This window comes from Roseinatronobacter thiooxidans (genome assembly GCF_001870675.1).
Classification (GTDB): domain Bacteria; phylum Pseudomonadota; class Alphaproteobacteria; order Rhodobacterales; family Rhodobacteraceae; genus Roseinatronobacter; species Roseinatronobacter thiooxidans.
On record NZ_MEHT01000044.1, the window covers coordinates 256,532 to 268,649 of the forward strand.

Genomic DNA, 12,118 nt, shown 5'->3' on the forward strand with positions numbered 1-12,118 from the left:
GAAAGACTATTCCCAAAGCACCGGCTGCACCGAATACCCGATATATAAAGGGTGTTTGGGGTGGCCGTGCTTGCTTAGCCCCAAATGCCATAGGGGCTGGCCGGTGGTGCGCAACAGCGCCTCGACCTGCGCGCCACGTTCCAGATGCGCGCCATGCGTGCCCCATGCGCAGATGATCTGATCCGCCCAAGGCGCGCTTTCTGCTATGGCTGCGTCATTCATCGGCCCAATAGGGTCCGGGGCGGCGCGCATCACGCGCGGATCGGTGGCGCGGTAGGCAAAGATGTTGCACACGCGAAACGCCCCAAACCCCAGCGCCCGCGCGCGGCGCTCGCAGCGTTCCACTGTGGGGTCATTCTGCACTTCGGTCGCGGTCGAGGGGTTAAGCATGACAAACAGCGCGCGCCCGCGCTCTGCCGCCCATTCGCGCGTCAGAACATAGCGGTAGTCCATGCAGGGTGAATAGACCGCGACAGAGGCCGCGTCACCCTTTTGATGAATGCGTGTAATCATGCGCCATCCGATCTTGAAGCAGGCAGCAGGAGTCTATCAGCGCGCAGCCGCAAACATGAACCCACAGCCTTACGGCTTCAGCCGCACCTGCATGGTGTTGCCCGCGGATTTGCGCAGCTCGAACACACCCGCACGCGCCACCAGCTCGCTCAGTTTCGCGCAACCATAATTGCGGCTGTCGAAATCAGGGTTGGCGGCCACAATGAACTGGCCCAGCTGCCCCAGAGAGAACCACTCCTCATCCTTGTCGATATGCGCCATCGCGGCCTTGATCAGCGGCACAGCCTGCGCAGGCGCGGCCTTCTTGCCCTTGCCCGCTGTGTCCGGCTCTGTCTCGGGCAGGATATTCTCGACAAAGATAAAGCGCTTGCACGCCTTGCGAAATGCCTCTGGCGTCTTTTGCTGGCCAATCCCGTAGACATCCAGCCCCTGTTCGCGGATGCGCGAGGCAAGCCGTGTGAAGTCGCTGTCAGAACTGACCAGAACAAACCCGTCAAACCGGCCCGAATGCAGCAAATCCATCGCATCGATCACCAGCGCAATATCGCTGGAATTCTTGCCCACTGTATTGGCGGGCTGGTGATGGGGCACCAGCGCCAGCACTGGCAGTTTATCTTGCCAGCCTGACATCTGCTGGCGCGAGAAATCGCCATAGATGCGCCGCACGCTCGCCTCGCCGAGAGAGGCAATCTCCTCGAAAATCGCCTCGGCCCATCTGGGCGAAGAATTGTCGGCATCAATCAGCACCGCCAGAAGCGGTATTCCTGCACGCGCCATGCGCTTTTCCTTTCATCCTTGCCCAAATATCCCGGGGGAGGCCCCTTGGGGCCGGGGGCAGCGCCCCCGTTACACCGCCCGGTACATGACCAACGCATCGACATAGCCCTGCTCGGGGTGCCGGAACGCGGCGGGCAGCCGCCCCACAATATCGAACCCGTTGCGCTGCCACAATGCCACAGCGCGGCGGTTGGTTTCGACCACACAGTTGAACTGCATGGCCCGAAACCCTTTTGAGCGCGCGCTTTCAAGCGCATGCAGCAACATCGCCTGTGCAATGCCTTGCCCCTGCGCCGCAGGTGCCGTGACAAAGCCGCAATTGCACACATGCGCCCCGCCCCCCTGCTGGTTGGGGCAAATGTAATAGCTGCCCAGCACGGCATCAGCCCTATGCGCCACGAATGCATCATGCGTCCCGCCCCGCCACCAGTGCAGCGCATCCGCACGGCTGATAGCTGGGTCTATCGCATAGGTTTCACCTGCACGAAAGACCGGCTCCAGCATCGCCCAAAGCGCAGGCTCATCGGCATCGAGCGCGGGGCGCATCTGCACCCCGCCCATGGTGCGCGTGCTCAAAACTCCACCACCGCGCGGATGGATTTGCCCTCATGCATCAGGTCAAACCCGTCATTGATCTGCTCCAGCGTCAGTTTATGGGTGATCATCGAATCGATCTCGATCTTGCCATTCATGTACCAATCCACAAATTTCGGCACATCCGAGCGCCCCTTGGCCCCGCCAAAAGCCGTGCCCTTCCACACGCGCCCCGTGACCAGTTGGAACGGCCGCGTCGAAATCTCGGCCCCCGCAGGGGCCACGCCGATAATCACCGACACGCCCCAGCCCCTGTGGCTGCATTCCAGCGCATCACGCATCACCTTCACATTGCCGGTCGCATCGAACGAATAATCCACACCCCCGATCGCGTCATCCCCGCGCTGGGTCAGGCGCACGATCTCGGCCACGACATTGTCAACCTTGGACGGGTTGATGAAATGCGTCATCCCGAATTTGCGCGCCATCTCTTCTTTGCCATCATTCAGATCAACCCCGATGATCATATCCGCGCCCGCCATGCGCAGCCCCTGAATGACGTTCAGGCCAATGCCGCCCAGCCCGAACACTGCCGCTGTCGATCCGATCTCGACGCCCGCTGTGTTGATGACCGCGCCAATCCCCGTCGTGACCCCGCAGCCGATATAGCAAATCTTGTCAAAAGGCGCATCGTCGCGCACTTTGGCCAATGCAATCTCGGGCATAACCGTGTGGTTGGCGAAGGTCGAGCAGCCCATATAATGATAGATCGGCGTGCCATCGAGCATGGAAAACCGCGTCGTGCCATCGGGCATCAGCCCTTGGCCCTGGGTGCCCCGAATGGCGGTACACAGGTTGGTTTTGCCTGACCGGCAGGAATAGCATTCGCGGCATTCGGGCGTATAAAGCGGGATCACATGATCCCCCGGTTTCAGCGTCGTGACCCCTTCGCCCACCTCGATCACCACGCCCGCGCCCTCATGCCCCAGAATGCTCGGGAACAGCCCCTCAGGGTCCGCGCCAGAGCGGGTGAATTCATCCGTGTGGCAAATCCCTGTCGCCTTGATCTCCACCAAAACCTCGCCCGCTTTCGGGCCTTCAAGGTTTACCTCCATGATTTCCAGTGGTTTTCCGGCCTCAAGGGCCACGGCAGCACGCGTGCGCATGATCTAACTCCTCTTGTCTTGCTGGCGCCACCATGGCGCAAATGCACACCCCTTCGCAAGCGCATGGGCACCATTTTTTCCCCTCCCTGCCCCGCGCGCAGCAAAGGCTTGATTTTCAGCGCAACCCGCCCCACACTCCCTAAGATGAATATGCAAACGCCGTTCCGCAGCCCCGACCCGCAGGTCAGTTTTGACCGGCGAGAGCTTGGGGTCATCCTGTCGCTCTATGGCCGGATGGTCGCAGCAGGGGAATGGCGCGACTATGGCATATCCTGCCTGCGCCGCTCTGCCGTGTTCTCGGTGTTTCGCCGCACAGCGGAACACCCGCTCTACCGGATCGAGAAACACCCTGATCTGCGCAACCGGCAGGGCATGTATTGCGTGATCGGCATGGATGGGCAGATCCTCAAGCGCGGGCATGATCTGGCGCAGGTGCTCAAGGTGCTGGAACGCAAAATGCTGCGCGTGATCGGGGATTAGGCGGCACCACACAGCCCCGTGCCTGCGCGGCGTCCCCGTAGCCTATACAGCCCCTCATGCAGGGCCGCCGCAAAACCTGTGTTGACTTGGCTGCCCTGCTTTGGCAGGTCAGTGCTTTGCTTCAACAGGATCTGATCCATGACCGCACCCTTCCCTGCCCTTTTGCCGACCTATAACCGCACACCGCTGAGTTTCGTTCGAGGCGAAGGCAGCTGGCTGATTGAAGCATCGGGCGCGCGCTATCTGGACCTCACCTCGGGAATTGCGGTAAATGCGCTCGGCCATGCCCATCCTGCGCTGGTCGCGGTGCTGCATGAACAGGCTCAGGCGCTGTGGCATGTCTCGAACCTCTACCGCATTCCCGCCCAAGAAGCGCTGGCACAGGCGCTGGTTGATGCCACATTCGCCGATACCGCCTTTTTCACCAATTCCGGCACCGAGGCGGCAGAGCTGGCCATCAAGATGGTGCGTAAATACTGGTACGATCTGGGCGCCGCGCGCCCCACTATCCTGACCTTCGAAGGCGCGTTCCATGGCCGCTCGACCGGCGCAATCGCGGCGGCCGGGTCCGAGAAGATGACCAAAGGCTTCGGCCCGCTGATGCCCGGGTTCAAAACCCTGCCATGGGGCGACCACGACGCTTTGCACGCGGCGCTGGATGACACGGTCGCGGCCGTGATGATCGAACCTGTGCAGGGCGAAGGCGGCATCCGCCCCCTGCCTGATCAATGCCTGAAGGGTTTGCGCGATCTGTGTGACCAGACCGGCGCGCTTCTGGTGCTGGACGAAGTGCAATGCGGCATGGGGCGCACGGGCAAGCTGTTCGCCCATGAATGGGCAGGGATCACGCCCGATATCATGATGGTCGCCAAGGGCATTGGCGGCGGCTTTCCCTTGGGCGCTGTGCTGGCCACCGCAAAGGCCGCATCCGGCATGGGGGCCGGCACGCATGGCTCAACCTATGGCGGCAATCCACTGGCCTGCGCGGTCGGGGCAAAGGTGGTCGAGATTATCACCGCAGACGGGTTCCTTGATGCTGTCAGCCGCAAGGGCGCGCTGCTGCGCCAGCGGCTGGAAGGGCTGGTCGCCGGCCATCCCGACCTGTTCGAGGGCGTGCGCGGCCAAGGTCTGATGCTGGGGCTGAAATGCCGCGCCCCGAATGCTGAAATCGTCAAGGCCGCACAGGCGGACTTCCTGCTGACAGTTCCTGCGGCTGACAATGTCATTCGCCTGTTGCCCCCGCTGACCATTACCGAAGACGAGATCAGCGAAGCCGTGACCCGCCTCGACAGCGCGGCAAGGTCCCTGCACTGATTTCATCCTTGTCAAAATATCCCGGGAGCGCGAGGGCAGCGCCCTCGCTCCCGCCCCCGAAAGAAGGTCCAGACGATGCCGCATTTCCTCGACATTCACACCACGGACACAACCGCCCTGCGCGCCATGATCGATCAGGCCCATGCCATGAAAGCGGCCCGCATTGGCCGCCCCAAAGCGGCCCCCGATGATGACCAGCCGCTCAAGAACCATATGGTCGCACTTATTTTCGAGAAACCCTCAACCCGTACGCGTGTGAGTTTCGATGTGGGCGTGCGCCAGTTGGGGGGGCAGACGATGGTTCTGTCCGGCTCCGAGATGCAACTCGGGCATGGCGAGACGATTGCCGATACAGCCCGCGTGCTGTCACGCTATGTCGATATGATCATGATCCGCACTTTTGAAGAAAGCGTGCTGCATGAACTGGCGGAATATGCCTCTGTGCCCGTCATCAACGGGCTGACCAACCGCACCCATCCCTGCCAGATCATGGCAGATATCCAGACCTATGAGGACCATCGCGGCCCAATCGCAGGGCGCAAGGTGGTCTGGTCAGGGGATGGCAACAATGTCTGCGCCTCTTTCCTGCATGCAGCAGGGCAATTCGGCTTTGACCTGACCTTCACAGGGCCAGAGGCGCTGGACCCAGAGCCGGAGTTTGTGGAACTGGCCCGCGCGTCAGGGGCAAAGGTCGAGATCATCCGCGACGCGGAACGCGCGGTTGAGGGGGCCGATCTGGTTGTCACCGATACATGGGTCAGCATGCATGACAGCCAGTCCAACCGCGAACGGCGCCATAACCTGCTGCGCCCCTATCAGGTGACAGATGCACTGATGGCGCGGGCAAAGCCGGACGCGCTGTTCATGCATTGCCTGCCTGCCCACAGGGAAGAAGAAGTAACCAACGCCGTCATGGACGGCCCGCAATCGGTGGTCTTTGACGAGGCCGAGAACCGTCTGCACGCGCAAAAAGCGGTCATGCGGTATTGTCTGGGCAAGTGATGCGCAGAACGGCCCCTCCTGACACAACGCGGCCCCGGACTTGATCCGGGGCCTCTGGGTTGGACCGGAGGTCCCGGATCAAGTCCGGGACCCGCGTGCACCTCCCCTCCAGCCGTTACTCTGCTGCCACTGCAATGGCGCTGCGCGGCGCGCCGAAATGGCGGCGGTTGAGGTGGAGAACCAGCCAGATCATCGCCACTTGCGAGGCCAGCGCCACAGCCGTCAACGCCCAGTAACCCGCGCCGAATTTCACGATCAGCCCTGCATCGACCAGCCCTTTATTGACGAAGAAATGCATCAGCACTGCAAAACCCACACCCGGGCAGACCAGCGCGTAAGAACCGGGTGAGGTCTCGGTGCCAAACACGAAGCGTTTGGCATAGCCCTGACGGATCAGGATCAGACCTGCGAACAGCAAAAACAGCACCTGAACCGACAGGAATCGCGTCAGCATCACCAGCGTTTCACCCGCCATCGCCTCTGACCCGAAATGCGCGCCCAACCCGTGGCTTTGGCGCAGGCTGAGAATGCCCAGCACAGCCAGCAGCGGCACGATGATCGACAATGTGGGCGCGGTCTCAGGGTTCGCGCCGTTTTCCATCATGGACCGCAGACCAAGGATCATCGCAACAACCGCAATCAGGCCAGAGGTCATCAGGAAAAAGGTGGACAGCACCAGCCCCAGCCCCGACAGCGCAGGCACAGTGCTCAGCGCGGCCGGCGCGGCCAGACCGACGCCCACCATCGCAAAGGCAAAGGCAGGCAGCACTTGGCCGAAGTTGTTATTGGCCGCACAGTTGAAGCCGCCTTCGGTCAGCACCCGCCCCAGAAACCCGCCATAGAGTTTGAACGCATAGACCCCGATCGCAATGAAGGCCACCAGCGCCAGAGGGAACAGATATTCCACCACCGACCACAGCCCCGGCACAAATACCATGCCAAGGATGAACAGCACATTCACCGACATGGCCAGCGCCAGTGGCATTGCCATGACCTGACTTTGCGCATTGGTCTTGCTGAACTTCGCAAAACCTTCGGTTTTTGACCATGCGCTGAAGCGGCGCAGGTTCCAGACCAGCAGTTTCAGGTTCAGGAACGAGAAACCCGCGATGCCGATCATCGCCACGCCAATCATGCCTTGTGTAAGCGTCGAGCCTGCGCTGAACGCGGCGGTGATATCCTCGAATACCGGCACAGTCTTGCCGGGATGGGGAATCCAGTGCATCAGCCACATGAAGAAGGTCACCGCCAGCCCCCCTGCCCCAAGTGATGCAAGGAAATAGAGCGGTGAGTAGCTGTCGGATGGGCGTGTCGGGTGGTGGGACATGGCTTGGTCTCCTCTAACAAATTCCATAATGCGAATATGTCTATGTGATTGAGGAAATGCACTGTGGTGTAATGTCGCAAGCCCTGTCCTGATACTCCATATTTTGTAGCCGCTGGCGTTCTATTGCCCAGATGCTGCGCAGACATCTTGACTCGCCGCCTGTCAGGATCAACACTATGCGCGTCACCTTGTAAGAGTCTGAACCACCGTGCAGTTCACCCGCCTTCGCCTGAATGGCTTCAAAAGCTTCACCGACCCCACCGATCTGGTGATTCATCGGGGTTTGACGGGCGTGGTTGGCCCGAACGGGTGCGGCAAGTCGAACCTGCTGGAAGCGCTGCGCTGGGTCATGGGCGAGAATCGCCCCACCGCCATGCGCGGTGCAGGCATGGAAGACGTGATCTTCGCAGGCACCGACACACGCGGCGCGCGCCATTTTGCCGAAGTGCATTTGCAGATCGACAATACCGACCGGCTGGCCCCGGCGGCGTTCAACGATGCCGACCAGTTGGACATCGTGCGCCGCATCACCCGCGACGCGGGCAGCGCCTACAAGATCAACGGCAAGGAAGCGCGCGCGCGCGATGTGCAGATGCTGTTCGCCGATGCTTCCACCGGCGCGCACAGCCCTGCGCTTGTGCGTCAGGGCCAGATATCTGAATTGATCAATGCCAAGCCCAAGGCCCGCCGCCGCATTCTGGAAGAGGCGGCAGGCATTTCCGGCCTTTATCAACGCCGGCATGAGGCTGAACTGCGCCTGCGCGCCACGGAAATCAATCTGGAACGCATCAGCGATGTGATTGACCAACTGGCGGGCCAGTTGGCGCAACTGTCGCGGCAGGCGCGGCAGGCGGAACGCTACCGCCAGATCGGCGCGCGGTTGCGGCAGGTCGAAGGGTTGTTGCTGTACCGGCGCTGGCGCGAGGCGGATCAGGCGCGGCTGGAGGCAGACGCCGCGCTGCAAACTTCCCTTCGCACCAGTGCAGAAGCCGAAATCGCAGCCACGCACGCGGCAGAGCGGCGCGCGGCCTGCGAAGATGGTCTTCCAGCCCTGCGCGAGGAAGAAGCCATCGCGGGCGCGGTTTTGCAACGGCTGGAAGTGCAGCGCGATACATTGGCCGCAGAAGAGGCCCGCGCCGAAGAAATGCTGGAAGCGCTGCAAGGGCGCATCGCCCAGCTTGCCAAGGATATCGAGCGTGAAACCAGCCTGAACCGCGACGCGCAGGATATGGTCACCCAGCTGGAATGGGAACAGACCCAGATCGCCAAGGCCGCAGACGGGCAGGATGACGCGTTGGAAGAGGCCGCGCAAATCGCCTCTGACGCGGCAGAGGCGCTGCAAGACCTTGAAACGGCTTTGGCCCGTGTCACCGAAGATGTCGCGCGTCTGGCCGCGCGCCACCAATCGGCAGAGCGTCAGATCAGCGAATTGCGCACCAGCCTGACCAAGGCAGAGGGCGCGCGCACCAAAGCCAGCCTGACCAAGCTGGAGGCAGAAGCAGCGCTGGCCGATCTGGAAGCCGCGTTGGACGCCGCACAGGAGGAGTTGGACGCCACAGCAGCCCTGACCGAAGAGGCAGAGGCCACGCTGGCCGATATCGAGGCCGCCCGTGCACAGGCGCAGGCCGATGAGGCGGCGGCGCGCGGCGCGCTGGCCGAAGCCGAAGGCGAAACCGCAACCTTGCGCGCCGAGGTGGCAGCACTCGCGCGCTTGTTGGCGCGCGAGCGCGGCGATGGCACGCGCATGCTCGATCTGGTGCGCGTCGATGCAGGCTATGAACAGGCCCTTGGCGCGGCGCTGGCCGATGATCTGCGCGCACCACTGGCCAGCACAGGGTCAGGCTGGGTCACACTTGCGCCCTATGATGACGCGGCCCCGCTTGCTGCGGATATGGCGACACTGGCCGCCCATGTCAGTGCCCCCGATGCCCTTGCGCGCCGCCTGTCGCAGATCGGGATTGTGGACGCGGCAGAGGGGGGGCGGCTGCAAGCAGCACTGCGCCCCGGTCAGCGCCTTGTCTCGGTTGAGGGGGATGTCTGGCGTTGGGACGGGCTGCATATGGCAGCCAGTGACGCGCCCAGCGCAACTGCGTTGCGCCTGCAACAGATCAACCGGCTGGACGTGTTGCGCGCGGATCTGGCGCAACTGGACGCGCGGCGCGATGCGATGCAGGCCACATATGATGCGCGCAAGGGGCGACTGGATGATCTGGCGCAGGGCGAGCGCAGCGCGCGAGAGGCGCGCCGCGCCGCCGACCAGCGCCTGACCGAGGCCACACGCACCTTGTCGCGCAGCGAAAGCGCGCGGGCGGGCGCCATAAACCGGCTGGATGCCGCCACCGAGCAGTTGGAACGCCTGCAACAAGACATGGCCGATCTGGCCGGGGTGCTGGAAGATGCGCAGGCCCAACAGGCCGACTTGCCCGAACTGGACGCCGAACGCGCGCGCGCCGATGATCTGCGCCAAAGTGTCGAGGGGGCGCGCATCGCCATGATCTCGCGCCGTGCAGCGGCGGATGAATTGCGCCGCGAAGCGACCGCGCGCACCGCTCGCGCGCAAGAGATCACGAAATCCCTTAGCGGGTGGCGGCTGCGGCTGGACAGTGCAGATACCCGCATCCACGATCTTGAAGGCCGCAAGGCCAAGGCCGAAGCCGAATTGACAACCGCGCGCATGGCCCCCGAAGACATGGCCGCAAAGCGCGCAACTTTAACCGACGAGATTGCCCGCGCAAGCCAGCGCCACACCACCGCGCGGGACGCGCTGTTTGGCGCGGAAAACGGGCTGCGCATGGCGACCGAGGCCGAGCGCGTGGCCGAACGCGCAGCAGCGGATGCGCGCGAGGAACGCGCACGTCTGGAAGCGCGGCGCGATGCGGCGCGCGAGACGGTCACCCTTGCCGCAGCACGCATTGACGAGGTTATGGATTGCGCGCCCGATGCGCTGCTGGCGCAACTGAACACAGACCCAGACTCCATGGCCGATGCCAGCGTGCTGGACGAAGAACTGATCCGCCTGCGCCGCGCGCGCGATGCTTTGGGCGCGGTCAACCTGCGTGCCGAAGAAGACGCCCGCGAGGTGCAGACCGAGCATGACACGCTGGTTCAGGAAAAAGCCGATCTGGAAGCCGCTATCGCCAAGCTGCGATCGGGCATCAGCGCCCTGAACCGCGAGGGGCGCGAGCGGTTGTTGATCGCCTTTGACAAGGTCAACGCCAATTTTACCACGCTGTTCACGCATCTCTTCTCGGGGGGCGAGGCGCGGCTGGTGCTGGTGGAATCTGACGACCCGCTGGATGCGGGGCTGGAGATCATGTGCCAGCCACCGGGCAAGAAACTGTCCACCCTGTCGCTTCTGTCTGGGGGCGAGCAGACATTGACCGCGCTTGCACTGATTTTCGGTGTGTTTCTGGCCAATCCTGCCCCGATCTGTGTGCTGGACGAAGTGGACGCCCCCCTTGATGACGCCAATGTGGCACGGTTCTGCGACCTGCTGGATGAAATGACGCGGCGCGCCGATACGCGCTATCTGATTATCACCCATAATGCGCTGACCATGGCGCGGATGGACCGGCTGTTCGGGGTGACAATGGGCGAGCGCGGCGTCAGCCAGCTGGTCAGTGTCGATCTGAAACAGGCCGAAACACTTGTCGCGTGAGCGCTTGACCACGCTGCAATAATTTCACATGTTCAGATGTTGATTTCACCAGAGCATCCGACATGACCCAGACCCGCGCGCCCCTGATGACCCCTGTCCTGATTGGCGGCTGCATCATCATCATGATCAGCTTCGCCATTCGCGCCAGTTTCGGGGTGTTCCAGATTCCGATTGCCGAAGAATTCGGCTGGCTGCGGGCCGAGTTTTCCCTAGCGATTGCCATTCAGAACCTTGCTTGGGGCATTGGCCAGCCGATTTTCGGCGCGATTGCCGAGAAGTTTGGCGACCGCAAAGCCATCATTCTGGGCGCGCTGGTCTATGCGGCAGGGCTGGTGCTGTCATCTTTCGCCGTGACGCCCGGCGCGCATCAGCTGCTGGAAATTCTGGTGGGCTTCGGGATTGCGGGCACGGGGTTTGGCGTCATTCTGGCAGTGGTGGGGCGTGCGGCCTCCGATGAGAACCGCAGCCTTGCGCTTGGGATTGCGACAGCGGCAGGCAGTGCAGGACAGGTGTTTGGCGCGCCGCTGGCGGAAATTCTGCTGTCCTTCTATTCATGGCAAAGCGTGTTCGTCATCTTTGCGGCTATGGTGTTGCTAAGCCTGTTCGCCCTGCCGATGATGCGCAGCCCCGCCCCCGCCAGCCGGGGCGAGCTGGAGCAAAGCATGGGGGCCGCGCTGAAACAGGCGTTTCGTGACCCCAGTTTCACGCTGATCTTTCTGGGCTTCTTTTCCTGTGGCTACCAGCTTGCCTTTGTCACCGCGCATTTTCCGGCAATGGTGACCGAGATGTGCGGCCCCATCGCGCCTGACGGGATGCTGGCCGCTTTCGGGATCACCACCACATCGGCGCTGGGGGCGGTGGCGATTTCGCTGATCGGGCTTGCCAATATTGGCGGCACGATTGCAGCTGCGTGGCTGGGAAAGCGCTATTCCAAGAAATACCTGCTGGCCTCGATCTATATGGCGCGCACAGTGGTGGCGGCGGCCTTTATCCTGTCGCCCATCACACCGGGATCGGTGCTGTTCTTCTCGCTGGTTATGGGGTCGCTATGGCTGGCGACAGTGCCGCTGACCTCTGGGTTGATCGCGCATATTTACGGGCTGCGCTATATGGGCACGCTTTATGGGATTGTGTTTTTCAGCCACCAGCTGGGAAGTTTCCTGGGCGTCTGGCTGGGCGGTGCGCTGTATGACCTGCATGGCGACTATACGCTTGTCTGGTGGGTGGGGGTTGGGGTTGGGCTGTTCTCGGCCATTGTGCATCTGCCGGTGCGCGAGCGGGCGCTGAACCTGCGGGCTGTGTGACGAGAGGTTTTGCGCGATAGTCTCGATCCGGGCTATCGCCCCT

General features: G+C 62.5%; 11 protein-coding genes. 5 read left to right on the forward strand and 6 right to left on the reverse strand.

Annotation, left to right across the window (positions count from 1 at the left end; translation table 11 throughout):
* Positions 1 to 6: 6 nt before the first annotated feature.
* The 4 genes from BG455_RS13570 to BG455_RS13585 all read right to left on the reverse strand — a co-directional run bounded on the left by BG455_RS13570 (position 7) and on the right by BG455_RS13585 (position 2,990).
* On the reverse strand, positions 7 to 513 hold the full coding sequence (locus tag BG455_RS13570) for a DUF1643 domain-containing protein (RefSeq protein WP_071470513.1): 507 nt from the start codon (positions 511 to 513) through the stop codon (positions 7 to 9).
* A 69-nt stretch (positions 514 to 582) separates the two neighbouring features.
* Positions 583 to 1,290, reverse strand: coding sequence for an NYN domain-containing protein (locus BG455_RS13575; RefSeq protein WP_071470514.1), 708 nt, complete (start codon positions 1,288 to 1,290; stop codon positions 583 to 585).
* Positions 1,291 to 1,359: 69 nt separating this feature from the next.
* Entirely contained in the window at positions 1,360 to 1,866 is a 507-nt protein-coding gene (locus BG455_RS13580) for a GNAT family N-acetyltransferase (protein WP_342742045.1), read from the reverse strand.
* Entirely contained in the window at positions 1,863 to 2,990 is a 1,128-nt protein-coding gene (locus BG455_RS13585) for an S-(hydroxymethyl)glutathione dehydrogenase/class III alcohol dehydrogenase (RefSeq protein ID WP_071470515.1), read from the reverse strand. The genes BG455_RS13580 and BG455_RS13585 overlap by 4 nt, the downstream gene beginning before the upstream one ends.
* A 144-nt stretch (positions 2,991 to 3,134) precedes the next feature.
* Here BG455_RS13585 and BG455_RS13590 point away from each other — a divergent pair, with 144 nt between their 5' ends.
* A complete protein-coding gene (locus BG455_RS13590) occupies positions 3,135 to 3,470 on the forward strand; it encodes a DUF2794 domain-containing protein (RefSeq protein WP_071470619.1) in 336 nt (111 codons plus the stop codon).
* On the opposite strand, the gene BG455_RS17370 is transcribed toward BG455_RS13590, so the two are convergent.
* The gene (locus BG455_RS17370; protein ID WP_170124696.1) at positions 3,467 to 3,610 is read right to left on the reverse strand and encodes a hypothetical protein; all 144 of its coding nucleotides are present in this window, start codon (positions 3,608 to 3,610) and stop codon (positions 3,467 to 3,469) included. The genes BG455_RS13590 and BG455_RS17370 overlap by 4 nt on opposite strands.
* Here BG455_RS17370 and BG455_RS13595 point away from each other — a divergent pair.
* On the forward strand, positions 3,609 to 4,784 hold the full coding sequence (locus BG455_RS13595) for an aspartate aminotransferase family protein (protein WP_071470516.1): 1,176 nt from the start codon (positions 3,609 to 3,611) through the stop codon (positions 4,782 to 4,784). The genes BG455_RS17370 and BG455_RS13595 overlap by 2 nt on opposite strands.
* A 75-nt stretch (positions 4,785 to 4,859) precedes the next feature.
* Positions 4,860 to 5,786, forward strand: coding sequence for an ornithine carbamoyltransferase (argF, locus tag BG455_RS13600; protein ID WP_071470517.1), 927 nt, complete (start codon positions 4,860 to 4,862; stop codon positions 5,784 to 5,786).
* Positions 5,787 to 5,901: 115 nt separating this feature from the next.
* Here the strand turns inward: argF and BG455_RS13605 are convergent, their stop codons facing one another.
* Positions 5,902 to 7,113 (reverse strand): TsoY family (seleno)protein, encoded by a 1,212-nt coding sequence (locus BG455_RS13605; RefSeq protein WP_071470518.1) that lies wholly within the window; start codon positions 7,111 to 7,113, stop codon positions 5,902 to 5,904.
* Positions 7,114 to 7,321: 208 nt separating this feature from the next.
* Here BG455_RS13605 and smc point away from each other — a divergent pair, with 208 nt between their 5' ends.
* A complete protein-coding gene (smc, locus tag BG455_RS13610; RefSeq protein WP_071470519.1) occupies positions 7,322 to 10,771 on the forward strand; it encodes a chromosome segregation protein SMC in 3,450 nt (1,149 codons plus the stop codon).
* A 62-nt stretch (positions 10,772 to 10,833) separates the two neighbouring features.
* Entirely contained in the window at positions 10,834 to 12,075 is a 1,242-nt protein-coding gene (locus BG455_RS13615; protein WP_071470520.1) for an MFS transporter, read from the forward strand.
* Positions 12,076 to 12,118 lie beyond the last annotated feature (43 nt).